General features: G+C 65.4%; 13 protein-coding genes. 4 read left to right on the top strand and 9 right to left on the bottom strand.

What is annotated here, in order from left to right:
- Positions 1–12 precede the first annotated feature (12 nt).
- Together AC07UW_RS01230 and AC07UW_RS01225 are read right to left on the bottom strand one after the other, a co-directional pair.
- Positions 13–999 (bottom strand): malate dehydrogenase, encoded by a 987-nt coding sequence (locus tag AC07UW_RS01230; RefSeq protein WP_025879435.1) that lies wholly within the window; start codon positions 997–999, stop codon positions 13–15.
- A gap of 126 nt (positions 1000–1125) precedes the next feature.
- Entirely contained in the window at positions 1126–1617 is a 492-nt protein-coding gene (locus AC07UW_RS01225) for a peptidylprolyl isomerase (protein WP_025879436.1), read from the bottom strand.
- A gap of 239 nt (positions 1618–1856) precedes the next feature.
- Here AC07UW_RS01225 and typA point away from each other — a divergent pair, with 239 nt between their 5' ends.
- The 3 genes from typA to AC07UW_RS01210 are packed head-to-tail and all read left to right on the top strand — an operon-like array spanning position 1857 to position 5847.
- Positions 1857–3704 carry a translational GTPase TypA gene (gene typA, locus AC07UW_RS01220; protein WP_025879437.1) on the top strand — a complete coding sequence of 616 codons (1848 nt, stop codon included), beginning with the start codon at positions 1857–1859 and terminating at the stop codon, positions 3702–3704.
- Between the two features lie 11 nt (positions 3705–3715).
- Positions 3716–4183, top strand: a complete 468-nt coding sequence (locus AC07UW_RS01215; protein WP_025879438.1) for a DUF2127 domain-containing protein — start codon at positions 3716–3718, stop codon at positions 4181–4183.
- Positions 4184–4224: 41 nt separating this feature from the next.
- On the top strand, positions 4225–5847 hold the full coding sequence (locus AC07UW_RS01210) for an amidase (RefSeq protein WP_495211248.1): 1623 nt from the start codon (positions 4225–4227) through the stop codon (positions 5845–5847).
- A 29-nt stretch (positions 5848–5876) separates the two neighbouring features.
- Here AC07UW_RS01210 and AC07UW_RS01205 read toward each other — a convergent pair whose 3' ends face one another.
- Entirely contained in the window at positions 5877–7016 is a 1140-nt protein-coding gene (locus AC07UW_RS01205; protein ID WP_495211247.1) for a mechanosensitive ion channel family protein, read from the bottom strand.
- A 657-nt stretch (positions 7017–7673) separates the two neighbouring features.
- Positions 7674–9065, bottom strand: coding sequence for a class II 3-deoxy-7-phosphoheptulonate synthase (locus AC07UW_RS01200; RefSeq protein ID WP_025879324.1), 1392 nt, complete (start codon positions 9063–9065; stop codon positions 7674–7676).
- A 223-nt stretch (positions 9066–9288) separates the two neighbouring features.
- Between AC07UW_RS01200 and AC07UW_RS01195 the strand changes: the two genes are divergently transcribed.
- A complete protein-coding gene (locus tag AC07UW_RS01195; protein ID WP_495211246.1) occupies positions 9289–11415 on the top strand; it encodes a TonB-dependent receptor in 2127 nt (708 codons plus the stop codon).
- A gap of 165 nt (positions 11416–11580) precedes the next feature.
- Here the strand turns inward: AC07UW_RS01195 and AC07UW_RS01190 are convergent, their stop codons facing one another.
- The 5 genes from AC07UW_RS01190 to rpsK all read right to left on the bottom strand — a co-directional run bounded on the left by AC07UW_RS01190 (position 11581) and on the right by rpsK (position 14969).
- A complete protein-coding gene (locus tag AC07UW_RS01190; RefSeq protein WP_049470033.1) occupies positions 11581–12087 on the bottom strand; it encodes a disulfide bond formation protein B in 507 nt (168 codons plus the stop codon).
- A 212-nt stretch (positions 12088–12299) separates the two neighbouring features.
- Entirely contained in the window at positions 12300–12683 is a 384-nt protein-coding gene (gene rplQ / locus AC07UW_RS01185) for a 50S ribosomal protein L17 (RefSeq protein ID WP_025879321.1), read from the bottom strand.
- 197 nt (positions 12684–12880) lie between these two features.
- Complete coding sequence (locus AC07UW_RS01180) at positions 12881–13879, bottom strand: DNA-directed RNA polymerase subunit alpha (protein WP_025879320.1); 999 nt, start codon at positions 13877–13879, stop codon at positions 12881–12883.
- A gap of 55 nt (positions 13880–13934) precedes the next feature.
- Positions 13935–14564: a 30S ribosomal protein S4 gene (gene rpsD, locus AC07UW_RS01175; RefSeq protein ID WP_025879319.1), complete on the bottom strand. Its 630-nt coding sequence runs from the start codon at positions 14562–14564 to the stop codon at positions 13935–13937.
- 15 nt (positions 14565–14579) lie between these two features.
- Entirely contained in the window at positions 14580–14969 is a 390-nt protein-coding gene (rpsK, locus tag AC07UW_RS01170; protein WP_004145443.1) for a 30S ribosomal protein S11, read from the bottom strand.
- Between the last annotated feature and the right edge of the window lie 6 nt (positions 14970–14975).

Raw genomic sequence — 14975 nt, 5'->3', positions numbered from 1 at the left:
GCACCGACCGCATCAACCCAGCAGGTGGGCGACGCCGGCGCGCTCTTCTTCCAGCTCGGCCAGGGTCTTGTCGATGTACTTCTGGCTGAAGTCGTCGACCGGCAGATCCTTGACCAGGGTGTACTCGCCGTTCTCGGTGGTGACCGCGAAGCCGAAGATCACGCCTTCCGGAATGCCGTAGGAACCGTCGGACGGCACGCCCATGGTGACCCACTTGCCGTTGCTGCCCAGCACCCAGTCACGCACGTGGTCGATCGCTGCGTTGGCCGCCGAAGCTGCCGAGGACGAGCCGCGGGCTTCGATGATCGCCGCGCCGCGCTTGCCGACGGTCGGGATGAAGGTGTTGGCATTCCACTCCTGGTCGTTGATCGCATCGGCGATCGACGCACCATCGGCGGTGGCGAAACGGTAGTCCGGGTACATGGTCGGGCTGTGGTTGCCCCACACCACCAGCTTCTCCATGCCGGCGACCGGCTTGCCGAGCTTGGTCGACAGCTGGCTCAGCGCACGGTTGTGGTCCAGGCGCAGCATGGCGGTGAAGTTGCGCGGGTTCAGGTCCGGCGCCGACTTCATGGCGATGTAGGCGTTGGTGTTGGCCGGGTTGCCGACCACCAGCACCTTCACGTCACGCTTGGCGACCTTGTTCAGTGCGGCGCCCTGGGCGGTGAAGATCTTCGCGTTTTCCAGCAGCAGATCCTTGCGCTCCATGCCCGGGCCGCGCGGACGTGCGCCGACCAGCAGGGCGATGTCGGCGTCCTTGAAGGCGACTTCAGCGTCGTCGGTACCGACCATGCCGGCCAGCAGCGGGAACGCGCAGTCTTCCAGTTCCATCATCACGCCCTTCAGGGCGGCCTGGGCCTTGTCGACCGGCAGCTCCAGCAGCTGCAGGATGACCGGCTGGTCCTTGCCCAGCATTTCACCGGAGGCGATACGGAACAGCAGGGCGTAGCCGATCTGGCCGGCGGCGCCGGTCACGGCAACACGAACAGGTGCTTTCATGGGGATTTCCTCTGCTAAGAAGCTAAGTAGCGTTGTGGGAGATGGCCGCGCGGGCGGGGACAGGCCTGGCGGGGCGGCCGCAACATGGAAACGGCCCCCTCTGCAGGGGGCCGTCCGGGTATTGGATCAGGCGGCGAGGATCTTGTTCCACTCACCCACGCGCTCTGCCTGGGCGGCGAGCACGGCGTCGGTGTCGCCTTCCAGGGTGATCGAATGGATCACGTCGCCCTGCTTGACCGAATCAACGATCGCCTGGCCTTCCAGGACCTGGCCGAACACGGTGTGCTTGCCGTCCAGCCAATCGGTCTTGATGTGGGTGATGAAGAACTGGCTGCCATTGGTGTTCGGGCCGGCGTTGGCCATCGACAGCGAGCCGATCTGGTGCTTCACACCATTCTTCTCGTCTTCGAACTTGTAGCCCGGGCCGCCGGTGCCACGACCCTGCGGGCAGCCGCCCTGGATCATGAAATCGGGGATCACGCGGTGGAAGATCAGGCCGTCATAGAAGCCGCGCTTGACCAGGTTCACGAAGTTGGCGACCGTCAGCGGCGCCTTGTCGGCGAACAGCTCGACCTTGATCGGGCCCTGGGTGGTGTCGAAAGTGGCGATGAGGGACATGCAGATCCTTGGGATGCGGGGTGTGTAATCAGCCCCATAAGGATACACCTCCCCCGTGGCATGGGCGGCTTCGACCATGTGCGCAGGCAGGGTCTTCAGCCTGCGGACGGGCAGCGCCGGGGGGCAGGCTGAATGGGGGCCTCAGCAGTCCTGAAATCCAGGTTTTCGCCAATCGTCAAGTTCGACGTATAATGTTGGACTTCTTTTTCCAAATCCGGCGCCGACTGGCCCCCTTTCGTATGTCCATCGAAAACCTTCGCAACATCGCCATCGTCGCTCACGTCGACCATGGCAAGACCACCCTGGTCGACCAGCTGCTGAAGCAGTCCGGCACCCTGTCCGAGCGTACCGTCCTCGCCGAGCGCGTGATGGACAGCAACGACCAGGAAAAGGAACGCGGCATCACCATCCTGGCCAAGAACACCGCCATCACCTGGGAAGACAAGAAGACCGGTATCAAGAACCGGATCAACATCGTCGACACCCCCGGACACGCCGACTTCGGCGGCGAGGTCGAGCGCGTGCTGTCGATGGTCGACACCGTGCTGATCCTGGTCGACGCGATGGACGGCCCGATGCCGCAGACCCGCTTCGTCACCCAGAAGGCCTTCGCGATGGGCTTCAAGCCGATCGTCGTGGTCAACAAGGTCGACCGTCCGGGCTCGCGTCCGGAGTGGGTGATCGACCAGGTCTTCGACCTGTTCGACAAGCTCGGCGCCACCAATGAGCAGCTGGACTTCCCGATCGTCTACGCCTCGGCCCTGAACGGCTACGCCGGCCTGGAAGACACCGTGCGCGACGGCGACATGACCCCGCTGTACGAAGCGATCATGCAGCACGCGCCGAAGCCGGAAGTGGACCCGGAAGGTCCGTTCCAGATGCGCATCAGCCAGCTGGACTACAACAACTTCGTGGGCGTGATCGGCATCGGCCGCATCCAGCGCGGCACCCTGAAGAAGAACATGCAGGTCGCGGTGATCGACCGTGAAGGCAAGAAGCGCAACGGCAAGGTCGCCCAGGTGCTGGGCTTCCTGGGCCTGGAGCGCATCGAGCAGGACACCGCCGAAGCCGGTGACATCGTCGCCATCTCCGGTATTCCGGAGCTGACCATCTCCGACACCCTGTGCCACCCGGAAACCCCGGAAGCCCTGCCGGCACTGACCGTCGACGAGCCGACCATCTCGATGACCTTCCAGGTCAACAACTCGCCGTTCGCCGGCAACAAGGACCTGTCCGGTGGCAAGTTCCTGACCAGCCGCCAGATCAAGGACCGTCTGGACCGCGAGCAGGTCCACAACGTGGCCCTGAAGGTCGAACAGCTGGAAGACGCCGACAAGTTCCTGGTCTCCGGCCGTGGCGAACTGCACCTGTCGGTGCTGATCGAGAACATGCGTCGTGAAGGCTACGAGCTGGCCGTGTCGCGCCCGGAAGTGATCATCAAGCAGATCGACGGCCAGGCCATGGAGCCGATCGAGCAGCTCGTGGTGGACATCGAAGAAGTCCACCAGGGCGGCGTGATGGAAAAGCTGGGCACCCGCAAGGGCCAGCTGAAGAACATGGAATCGGACGGCAAGGGCCGTGTCCGCCTGGAATACCAGATCCCGGCCCGTGGCCTGATCGGCTTCCAGAACGAGTTCAAGACCCTCACCCAGGGCTCGGGCCTGCTGTTCCACGTGTTCGACCATTACGGTCCGAAGGAACAGGGCGCCATCGCCAAGCGCATCAACGGTGTGATGATCGCCAATGCGCCGGGCACCACCCCCGCGTACTCGCTGGGCCCGCTGCAGGAACGCGGCAAGCTGTTCGCTGCTGAAGGCGACAACGTGTATGAAGGTCAGCTGGTCGGCATCCACTCCAAGGACAACGACCTGACCGTCAACGCGATCAAGACCAAGCCGCTGACCAACATGCGCGCTTCGGGCAAGGACGATGCGATCCAGCTGACCCCCGCGATCAAGTACTCGCTGGAACAGGCCCTGGACTTCATCGAAGACGACGAGCTGGTCGAGATCACCCCGAAGGAGATCCGTCTGCGCAAGAAGTTCCTGACCGAAAGCGACCGCAAGAAGAACTCGCGCGGCGGCTGATCCAGCGAACCGTGAGCCAGAACGGCTACAACCCGGATCCACACCGGCATCCGGGCCTCCATGTCATCGCCTTGCTCGAAGCGAGCAAGGCGATGCTGGCGTTGTTGGCGGCCACCGGGCTGGAAATCCTCGGCCCGCAGCCGCTTCGCGACGGCGTCAATGCCCTGATCCGGCGTTTCAGCCTGGACCCGGATCACGGCACCCTGCCCTCGCTGTTGAATGCAATCAGTCCCGACGCGGTGCACCTGGCTGCGGCGGCGATGATCGGCTACGGCCTGCTGCACCTGGTCGAGGCCTGGGGCCTCTGGAAAGCCAAGGCATGGGCTTCCTGGCTGGGCTGCCTGACCGCCTCCATCTACCTGCCCTTCGATATCTACGCGATCGTCCGCCATCCCGGCTGGGCCTCGTGGACGGTGCTGGCGATCAACCTGATCGTCGTCTACGTGCTGGCGCGCGACCTGCGCAAGCGCCGTCGCTGAGCAGCCGCTACACTGGGGATCGGAGCCGTCGAAGCTGCCCCATGCGCCTGTCCTTGCCGCCCCTCCTGTCCTTCCTGATCACCGCGTTGCCTGCGGGGCTCGCTGCTGGCTGCAGCCCGGCCGCGTCCACCGCGCATGCCGGTGAACCCGGCAACAGCTCTATGCCTTTCCCCTACGCCGAGACCGAAGTCTCCGACCTGCAGGCGCGGATGGTCGCCGGTGAGCTCGACAGCGTCACCCTGACCGGCGCCTACCTCAAGCGCATCGCGGCCCTGGACCGCACCGGGCCACGCCTGCGCGCGGTGATCGAACTCAACCCCGATGCCCTCAAGGAAGCCGCACAGCGCGACCAGGAGCGCCGTGCCGGCCGCCTGCGCGGCCCCCTGCATGGCATCCCGATCCTGCTGAAGGACAACATCAACGCCGCACCGATGGCCGCCAGTGCCGGCTCGCTGGCCCTGCAGGGCTTCCGCCCCGGCGATGCCTACCTGGTCCGGCGCCTGCGCGAAGCGGGCGCAGTGGTGCTGGGCAAGACCAACCTCAGCGAGTGGGCCAACTTCCGCGGCAACGACTCCATCTCCGGCTGGAGCGCGCGCGGCGGACAGACCCGCAATCCCTACCGCCTCAGTCATTCCCCCTGCGGCTCCAGCAGCGGCAGCGCGGTGGCCGTGGCCGCCAACCTGGCCAGCGTGGCCATCGGCACTGAAACCGATGGCAGCATCGTCTGCCCCGCAGCGATCAACGGCGTGGTCGGCCTGAAACCGACCGTCGGCCTGGTCAGCCGCGAAGGCATCATCCCGATCTCCTTCAGCCAGGACACCGCGGGCCCGATGACCCGCAGCGTCGCCGACGCCGCCGCCGTGCTGACCGCCATCGCTGGCCGCGATGACGCCGATCCCGCCACTGCGACCATGCCCGGCCGCGCAGTCTACGACTACACCGCACGGCTGGATCCGCAGGGCCTGCGCGGCAAGCGCATCGGCCTGCTGCAGACACCATTGCTGAAATATCGCGGGATGCCACCGCTGGTTGAACAGGCTGTCGCTGAACTGCGCCGCGCCGGCGCCGTGGTGGTACCGGTGGAACTACCCAACCAGGGCGCCTGGGCCGATGCCGAGCGCATCGTGCTGTTGTACGAATTCAAGGCGGGTCTGGAGCGCTACCTCAACACCTACCAGGCGCCACTGCGCAGCCTGGCCGGGCTGATCGCCTTCAACGAGGCGCACAAAGGCCAGGAACTGGGGCTGTTCGGCCAGGAGCTGCTGCAGGAAGCCCAGGCGACTCCTGGCCTGGGCGATCCCGTCTACATCCGCGCGCGCAGCGATGCGCGGCGACTGGCGGGCCCGGAAGGCATCGACGCCGTGCTGGCATCGCAGAAGCTGGATGCGCTGGTCGCACCGACGACCGGTGTGGCCTGGCCCCTGCGCAGCACCGGCGATGACTTCCCCGGCGAGAGCTACAGCGTCGCCGCCGTCGCCGGCTACCCCAGCCTGAGCGTACCGATGGGCCAGATCGATGGCCTGCCTGCAGGGCTGTTGTTCATGGGCACGGCCTGGAGCGAGCCGAAGTTGATCGAGATGGCCTACGCGTATGAGCAGCGCACGCGCGCCCGGCGCCCACCGCACTTCGATACCGATGCCTTGATCGAATCCGGCGACCCCTGACATCCGGAACTGCCGGCCAGCGGCCGGCACTACCGATCCGACGGCTCCACTGGCGCGATGGCCGCCTCACCATCCTCCGCACCCGGCGAGCGCACATCGGCGCTGCCTGCACGCCGCATCCGCGGCATATCCAGCTCATCGTCGCGCTGCAGGCGCGCGCGCACCTGCGGCAGCGATTGCGGATGCTCGCGCGCAAGGAAATCCAGCATGCGTTCGCGCACCAGGCAGCGCAGGTCGAACGCATCACCGGAACTGCGCGCACTGACCAGCAACCGCACCTGGATCGCGCGCTCGCTGGTCTCGGTCACCTGGGTCACGCACACCCGTCCATCCCACAGCGGCTGGCCCTGGCAGATGCGTTCCAGCTCGGCACGTATCGCCGCGATCGGCGCACGGTAGTCCAACCACAGGAACGCCGTGCCGAGCAGATCGGCACTGCGCCGCGTCCAGTTCTGGAACGGGTGCTCGATGAACCAGGTCAGCGGCACCACCATCCGCCGCTCATCCCAGATACGCACCACCACGTAGCTGCTGCCGATCTCTTCGATGCGTCCCCATTCGCCCTCGACGATCACCACGTCATCGAGCCGGATCGGCTGGGTCACCGCAATCTGCAGGCCGGCGATCAGATTGCCGAACACCGGTTTGGCGGCGATACCCGCCACCAGGCCGATCAAACCCGCCGACGCCAGCAGCGCGGTGCCGATCTTCTGCACCATCGGGAAGGTCAGCAGCACCAGCGAAGCACCGAGCACGATGATGCCGCCCATCAGCACGCGGCTGAGCACTCGCGTCTGGGTCTGGATGCGGCGCGCTTCGAGGTTGTCGGAGACATCGATCGGATGGCTGCGCAGGATCGCCCGCTCACCCGCCGCAACGCCGCGCACCAGCAACCAGATGAAGCAGGCGGTCAGGGCGATGTGCAGCACGCGCAGCAGTTGATCGAGCGTGTGTTCCGGCAATGGCGTGGCCTGCAGCGCCGGCACCAGCAACAGCACGGGCAGTGCAAGGGCCAGCGGCGGTCCGATCACCCGGCCGATGCGCGCACGGCGCCGGTCACGCCCGCGCAGGCGGCGGTACAGTGCCAGTACGACCCAAGCGCCCAGGCCACCGACCACCAAAGCGGTTCCGATCGGCCACAGATACTGCTGCAGGTGTTGCCATATCACTGCGCATTCTCGCTGTCTGCATCAAGGAGCCAGCGTGGCGCATGCACCATGAGCGCGATGTCAGCCGTTCGTAAGCAGAATGTAGGCGGGGGTGTTCGGCAGGGCTGCGCCCTGCACCCGCGGTAGTGCCGGCCGCTGGCCGGCAACCTCAACAGCAACAGCAAGAGCAAAAGCCTGCATTCCTTGGGATGGCGGGGAGGGGACAGATGGTGGGGGACGCTGCAAGTACGTCCATGTAAGCTCGGTCGCGCCATCCATGGCGCTCACGCCCCCGCCATCTGTCCCCTCCCCGCCTCCGACAATTTCCCGCGATCTGTCGGAATGTCATGGCCCGCTGTTGGTCGGTGTCGACCTTGGTCGACACGTAGATCCACGCCATGCGTGGATGCTCTTCAAATTCAATTCGAAATATTCGATTCCGATGGAGATTCATCCACGCATGGCGTGAATCCAACAGACACCGGAAAACTGTCGAAGGCGGGGCGGTGTCGGATTGCGGGGCATCCGCGGCATGGATGCCGCGGCTGAGCCTACAGGGACGTACTTGCGGCGTCCCCGCAATCCGACACCGCCCCGCCAACCACGGAATGCCGCCCTTGCTGTTGCTCTGGCAGTGGCCTCTGCAGGTGCAGGGCGCAGCCCTGCAGAAGCCAACCCTTACCGCACTTGCTCCTGCTTGCGCACGATCGCCATCGCAATCTCCAGCGACTGCTCGTAGTTCAATCGCGGATCGACGGTCGAACGATAGGCACGTTCCAGGTCACGTTCGGTCAGTTCGCGCGCACCGCCGGTGCATTCGGTCACATCCTCACCGGTCAGCTCCAGATGCACGCCACCCAGACGGGTGCCTGCCGCCGCATGCAGGTCGAAGGACATCTCGACCTCACCACGCACGTTGTCGAAGCGCCGCGTCTTGAAGCCGTTGGCGGTGCTTTCGGTATTGCCGTGCATCGCGTCGCACACCCACAGCACGCGACGGCCATCGCGCTTGACCGCGTCCAGCAACGGCGGCAGCTTCTGCGCGATCTGCGCCGCGCCCATACGATGGATGAAGCTCAGGCGGCCCGGCTCGTCATCCGGGTTGAGCACATCGATCAGGCGCAGCAACTGGTCCGGCGTCACCGACGGGCCCACCTTGATCGCGATCGGATTGCGCACGCCACGGAGGTACTCCACGTGCGCGCCATCCAGCGCGGCGGTACGCATGCCGATCCACGGATAGTGCGTGCTCAGGTTCAACCAGCCCTGCTGGCGCGGCACCTGCCGGGTCAGCGCCTGCTCGTAGGGCAGCAGCAGCGCTTCATGCGAGGTGTAGAAATCGATGCGGTTGAGGTTGTGCACGCGGGCCCCGGCCAGGGTCTCCATGAAGTGCACGGCATCACCGATCGAGGCCACCATCTTCTGGTATTCGGCGGCCAACGGCGAATGGCTCACCCATTCCAGGTTCCAGTACTCGGGATGGTGCAGGTCGGCGAAGCCACCATCGATCAGCGCCCGCACGAAGTTCATCGTCATCGCCGAATGCGCGTGGGCCTGCAGCATCCGCTTCGGGTCGGGCAGCCGCGCCGCCTCGGTGAAAGCCGGCGCATTGATGACATCGCCACGGTAGCTGGGCAGGGTCACGCCGTCGCGGGTCTCGGTATCGGCCGAGCGCGGCTTGGCGTACTGGCCGGCGAAACGGCCGACGCGGATCACCGGCTGGCGCAGGCCGTGCACCAGCACCAGGCTCATCTGCAGCAGCACCTTCAGCCGGTTGGAGATCGTGCCCGATTCGCAGTCGCTGAAGTTCTCCGCGCAGTCGCCGCCCTGCAGCAGGAAACGCTTGCCTTCCTGGGCGTCGGCCAGCTGCTGCTTCAGCGCCAGGATCTCCCACGACGTCACCAGCGGCGGCAGCCGCTTCAACTCGTGCAGCGCGGCATCCAGTGCCACCGGATCGGGATAGGTCGGCATCTGCAGCGCGGTCTTGCCCCGCCAGCTCTCCGGTGACCAGGCGGCGCCAGCAGCGATGGCGGCAGGATCGGGGGCGGGCGGAACGGCGGACAGGCTCATCACGGACATCCGGGGGTGGGGGGCGGTCATGGTCGCAGAGCCAGCCGCTGGCGCAAAGGGCCGGGCCCGGTCATGACTGCCTGAACGGCGTGGAAAGGGGCCGTGTGATCGGCCAGAAACGGCATGGTGGCCGTCGCCGGACAGGCGCATGATCGGCACGCAGTTGTTACGGAGTAACACTCTCTCATGGACCGGCCCCTCTCCTCTTCCCTGCCCATTTCCCATGAAGCCCTCCCTGCTCACCACCGCCATCACCTTCGCCCTGATCCTGACCAGCCAGTCCGTGCTTGCCGCCGACGCTGATGCCAGCGCGGCTGCGGTCAAGGACCTCGACGTAGTCACCGTCAGTGCTCAGCTCGACCAGGCCCGCAACGCCCTGTCACCGGACATCGGCAGCAGCCAGTACCAGATCACCGCCGAGGACATCCAGAAGCAGCCGTTGGGCGCCTCCGCCCCGCTCAGCCAGGTGCTGCTGCAGGCCCCGGGCGTGGTCCAGGACTCTTACGGCGGCGTACACGTGCGCGGCGACCACGCCAACCTGCAGTACCGCATCAACGGCGTACTGCTGCCCGAATCGATCTCCGGCTTCGGCCAGACCCTGGATGCCCGCACCATCAAGAGCATCCGCCTGATGGATGGCGCGCTGCCGGCCCAGTTCGGTGAACGCACCGCCGCGGTGGTCGATATCACGACCCGCAGTGGCGCCGAGCTGGGCAACGGCGGCAGCGCTGGCATCACCGCCGGTTCGTTCGGCAAGGTCAATCCGAATGCCTCCTGGTGGGGCAACCAGGACCGTTGGAGCTGGTTCCTGACCGGCAACTACGATCAGAACGAGGTCGGCCTGGAGAACCCCACCAGCGCACGCAAGCCGCTGCATGACGATACCCATCAAGGCAAGGCCTTTGCCGACCTGACCTACCTGGTCAACGACAGCACCCGCCTGAGCGTGTTCGCCGGCTTTGCCAACAACCGCTTCCAGATCCCGGTCAACCCGGGGCAGACCCCGCAGTTCGGCTACCTGGACACCACCACCTTCGATTCCAGCCAGCTGGACGAAACCCAGCGCGAGACCACCCGCTTCGGCATGCTGGTGCTGCAGGGCACGCTCGGTCAGACGGCGTACCAGCTCTCGGCCGGCCAGCGCTACAGCGATGTGGCCTTCAACCCGGACGTCGTTGGCGACCTGGTGTTCAGCGGCGTCGCCTCCCAGGTCCGGCGCAGCAACCGCGCCAACACCGTGCAGGCCGATTTCTCCACCCCCCTGGGCGACAACCACACCCTGCGTTATGGCCTGTATGGCAACTACGAACACGCCGCCGCCAACAACAGCAGCTGGGTCTTCCCGGTCGACACCGATGGGCGGCAGACGAGCACCACGCCGCAGCTGATCCCGGACCGCAATGCCTTCCACGCCAGCACCGCAGCCCTGTACGTGCAGGACGAGTGGCGGATCGGCGATGACTGGACCGTCAATTACGGCCTGCGCGGCGACCGCTTCAAGGCCTTCGGTCACACCGAGGGCCAGCTCAGCCCACGCCTGGGCGTGGTCTGGAACGCCAGCAACAGCACCACCGTGCACGCCGGCTATTCGCGCTACTTCACCCCGCCTGCCAGTGAGTTGGTTGCCGGCAGCGATCTGGCCCTGTTCGATGGCACCAGCAACCAGCAACCGGCCGGTGGCAGCACCACGCCGTTGTCCGAGCGCAGCGACTACTACGATATCGGCGTGTCACAGCAGGTCGGCGACCACCTCACCCTCGGCCTGGATGCCTACGACCGACGCGTGCACCGCCTGCAGGACGAAGGCCAGTTCGGCGCCGCCTACATCTATTCCACCTTCAATTATTGTCGCGGGCACATCCACGGCCTGGAGTTCAGCGCCGACTACAGCAACGGGCCCATCAGCGCGTACTTCAACGCGGCCTACAACAAGGCCATGGGCACCCAGGTCATCACCAGCCAGTACAACCTCGATCCGGATGCACTGGCCTACGTACAGCAGAACTGGATCCATCTGGACCACGACCAGAAGCTGACGTCTTCCGGCGGCGTCAGCTATGCGTTCGCTGGCCACAATCGGGTCGGTGCGAACTACGTGTACGGCAGCGGCCTGCGTTCGGACATCGAGGGCGTGCCCAATGGCGGCGAACTGCCGTCGTACCTGCAGGTCAATCTCAGCGCCGCGCATGACTTCAACGCCGACAGCGGTCATCCGCTGCATGTGCAACTGGCCGTGCTCAACACACTGGACCGAAGCTACCAGCTGCGCGATGGCGGCGGCATCGGCGTGTTCGCACCGCAGTGGGGGCCGCGTCGCGGCGCCTATCTGAGCCTGCAGCAGGACTTCTGAGGTAGTGCCGGCCGCTGGCCGGCATTGCACGGGACTGCATCGCCCCCAGGGGGTTGCCGGCCAGCGGCCGGCACTACCGGAACTCAACCGCCCCTGGGATTGCCGGCCAGCGGCCGGCACTACCGGAACGCAGTAGAGCCACGCCATGCGTGGCTCCAGACTGGATCAGCGTTTGACCTTGCGCAGCGACACGACCAGCGCCCACAGGGCCAGCAGCACGAACCACACGCCCGACCACATCGGCATGGTCAGGCCAAGGAACGTCCAGTCGATGTTGCCGCAGTTGCCGGTGCCGGTTAGCACGGTGCGGAACACTTCCAGCGGCCCCATGGTCTCGCGCAGGAAGGCCAGTGGCGGGCCACAGGTCGCCCCCATTTCCGGCGGCAGCATCTGCACGTAGACATGGCGCGCGGCGATACCCACACCCACGGCGGCAGCGATGAAAGCGAGGATGCCGTAGGTCGCCCGCCCCGGACGGTTGGACGGCCCATGCAGGGCGCCGATCAGGAACAGCAGGCCCAGGGCCGCGAACGCCAGGCGCTGGAAGATGCACAGCGGACACGGCTCCAGCCCCATCTTCAGCTGCAGGAAAATCGCGTAGCCCAGCAGGCCCGCGCAGATCAGGAAGCCCAACAGGAACTGGGCGCGGAAAGGCCAGCGCAGAGGATTCATCGGCAACGCTCGTGTAGTACGGACCACAAGCGTAACCGAGAGTGCGCGCCGTTCGAACCGCCACAACGTCGCGCCCGTCGGAACATGCCGGCGCGCGCGCCGCAACATGCGGGATCATCCACGCCCGGCGTGGATCTCCATCCGTCGCCCAGAAACGGAAAAACCCGGCACGAGGCCGGGTTCTTCACCGAATGACGGGTGTCGCGCGTCGATTACTCTTCGACGGCTTCAGCCACGACCGGACGGTCAACCAGCTCAACGTAGGCCATCGGCGCGTTGTCGCCGGCGCGGAAGCCGCACTTCAGCAGGCGCAGGTAACCGCCCGGACGGTTCGCGTAGCGCGGGCCCAGGATGGTGAACAGGTTGCCGACGGCTTCGTTGTCGCGCAGGCGGGCAAAGGCCAGACGGCGGTTGGCGACGGAGTCGACCTTGGCCAGGGTGATCAGCGGCTCGGCGACGCGGCGCAGTTCCTTGGCCTTCGGCAGGGTGGTCTTGATCAGCTCGTGCTTGAACAGCGAGGCGGCCATGTTCTTGAACATCGCTTCGCGGTGGGCGCTGGTACGGCTGAACTTACGGCCGGATTTCTGGTGACGCATGGTGATATTCCTTGGTTAATGATGTGGCTTTGCGGATCGTTGTCGCCTTCCTGGCGTTGCTGCTCGGACTGCGGTTGGTCCTGGCCATCCGTCCTGGACGACCTGCCCGCGAACCTTCGTTCGTCGTGGCGGTGTTGCCTGGGTGCAATGGCCCCGCCGTTGCCGACGGGGCCATGCGGTCTTGCAGAAAGGCGGTATCAGCCCAGCATGCCGTGGCTGGCGACGCCGGCCGGCGGCCAGTTCTCCAGCTTCATGCCGAGCGACAGGCCACGCTGGGCCAGCACTTCCTTGATCTCGGTGAGCGACTTCTTACCCAGGTTCGGGGTCTTCAGCAGCTCGACTTCGGTCTTCTGGATCAGATCGCCGATGTAGTAGATGCTCTCGGCCTTGAGGCAGTTGGCCGAACGCACGGTCAGCTCCAGATCGTCGATCGGGCGCAGCAGCACCGGATCCACGCCGTTGTTGGCCGGCTTCGCCGCACCGCGGTCGCGATGGGTGAAGTCACCGAACACCGACAGCTGATCGCTGAGGATGTCGGCAGCGGTACGCACTGCTTCTTCGGCGTCGATGGTGCCGTTGGTCTCGATATCGATGACCAGCTTGTCCAGGTCGGTGCGCTGTTCGACACGAGCCGCTTCCACGGCATAGGCGACACGGCGGACCGGCGAGAACGAGGCATCCAGGACCAGACGGCCGATGGCACGGGTTTCTTCGTCCGGACGACGACGCGCAGCTGCCGGCTGATAGCCGAAACCACGCTCGATCTTCAGACGCATGTTCACTGCCGTGTCCTTGGTCAGGTGGCAGATCACGTGGTCGCCGTTCAAGATCTCCACATTGTGGTCGACCTTGATGTCGGCAGCGGTGACAACGCCCGGACCCTGCTTGGACAGGGACAGAGTCGCGTTGTCGCCGGAGTGCATACGGATGGCCACGTCCTTCAGGTTCAGCAGGACTTCCAGCACGTCCTCCTGCAGACCTTCGACCGTGGTGTACTCATGCAACACGCCGTCGATTTCGACTTCCGTGATGGCGAAGCCCGGGATGGACGACAGCAGCACGCGACGCAGGGCATTACCCAGCGTATGCCCGTAACCCCGCTCCAAAGGTTCGATAACGACCTTTGCACGGGTGTCGGTAATGCGTTCGATCTGCGGACCGCGAGGACGCAGAACCTGGTTGGCGGTAACCGTCATGTTGCGGGTTCTCCTAGTGAACCCCCGGCCGTCGCCGGGGGCTCTCCAATGTGAATTACTTCGAATACAGCTCGACGATCAGCGCTTCGTTGATGTCCGCAGGCAGATCCGAACGATCCGGAACAGCCTTGAAGATGCCGGAGAACTTGCCGGAATCCACTTCAACCCACGACGGGCTCAGGTCATGCTGGGCGGCGACGGTCAGGGCTTCCTGGACGCGCAGCTGCTTGGCAGCCTTTTCAGACAGGGCGATGGCGTCGCCAGCCTTGACCTGGTACGAGGCCAGGTTGACCGACTTGCCATTCACGGTGACGCCGCGGTGCGACACCAGCTGACGGGCAGCCGGACGGGTCACGGCGAAGCCCATGCGGTAGACAACGTTGTCCAGGCGGGTTTCCAGCAGCTGCAGGAGGTTCTCGCCGGTGTTGCCCTTCTTGGTCGAGGCCTTCTTGTAGTAGTTGCGGAACTGACGCTCCAGCAGACCGTAGATACGCTTGACCTTCTGCTTTTCACGCAGCTGGGTAGCGTAGTCGGACAGCTTGCCCTTGCGGGCAGTGGCGCCATGCTGGCCGGGCTTCTGCTCCAACTTGCACTTGGAGTCCAGCGCACGCGCCGGGCTCTTCAGGGACAGGTCGGCGCCTTCGCGACGGGCGAGCTTACAGGTAGGACCGATATAACGAGCCATTTCTTATCGCTCCCTTTAGACGCGACGCTTCTTCGGCGGACGGCACCCGTTGTGCGGGATAGGCGTCACGTCGATGATGTTGGTGATCTTGTAGCCGACGTTGTTCAACGAACGCACGGCCGACTCACGGCCCGGACCCGGACCCTTGATGCGGACTTCCAGCGACTTCACGCCGTAGTCCAGCGCAGCACGACCGGCCTTTTCGGCAGCCACCTGGGCTGCGAACGGGGTCGACTTGCGCGAACCGCGGAAGCCAGCGCCACCGGAGGTCGCCCACGACAGAGCGTTGCCCTGACGGTCGGTGATGGTCACGATGGTGTTGTTGAACGAAGCGTGGACGTGAGCAACGCCGTCGGTGACGACGCGCTTGATCTTCTTCTTGGTCTTAGCAGCAGGCTTAGCCATTTATAT

It is taken from the genome of Stenotrophomonas sp. GW821-FHT02D01 (genome assembly GCF_059421765.1).
Note: the sequence above shows the minus strand (reverse complement) of the source record. Positions and strands in the feature narration are given on the sequence as shown.

What these genes read in the sequence shown, in the direction of transcription:
- AC07UW_RS01230 (WP_025879435.1), bottom strand. Translation starts at nt 999, where the DNA reads ATGAAAGCACCTGTTCGTGTTGCCGTGACCGGCGCCGCCGGCCAGATC.
- AC07UW_RS01225 (WP_025879436.1), bottom strand. Translation starts at nt 1,617, where the DNA reads ATGTCCCTCATCGCCACTTTCGACACCACCCAGGGCCCGATCAAGGTC.
- typA (WP_025879437.1), top strand. Translation starts at nt 1,857, where the DNA reads ATGTCCATCGAAAACCTTCGCAACATCGCCATCGTCGCTCACGTCGAC.
- AC07UW_RS01210 (WP_495211248.1), top strand. Translation starts at nt 4,225, where the DNA reads ATGCGCCTGTCCTTGCCGCCCCTCCTGTCCTTCCTGATCACCGCGTTG.
- AC07UW_RS01200 (WP_025879324.1), bottom strand. Translation starts at nt 9,065, where the DNA reads ATGAGCCTGTCCGCCGTTCCGCCCGCCCCCGATCCTGCCGCCATCGCT.
- AC07UW_RS01195 (WP_495211246.1), top strand. Translation starts at nt 9,289, where the DNA reads ATGAAGCCCTCCCTGCTCACCACCGCCATCACCTTCGCCCTGATCCTG.
- AC07UW_RS01190 (WP_049470033.1), bottom strand. Translation starts at nt 12,087, where the DNA reads ATGAATCCTCTGCGCTGGCCTTTCCGCGCCCAGTTCCTGTTGGGCTTC.
- rplQ (WP_025879321.1), bottom strand. Translation starts at nt 12,683, where the DNA reads ATGCGTCACCAGAAATCCGGCCGTAAGTTCAGCCGTACCAGCGCCCAC.
- AC07UW_RS01180 (WP_025879320.1), bottom strand. Translation starts at nt 13,879, where the DNA reads ATGACGGTTACCGCCAACCAGGTTCTGCGTCCTCGCGGTCCGCAGATC.
- rpsD (WP_025879319.1), bottom strand. Translation starts at nt 14,564, where the DNA reads ATGGCTCGTTATATCGGTCCTACCTGTAAGCTCGCCCGTCGCGAAGGC.
- rpsK (WP_004145443.1), bottom strand. Translation starts at nt 14,969, where the DNA reads ATGGCTAAGCCTGCTGCTAAGACCAAGAAGAAGATCAAGCGCGTCGTC.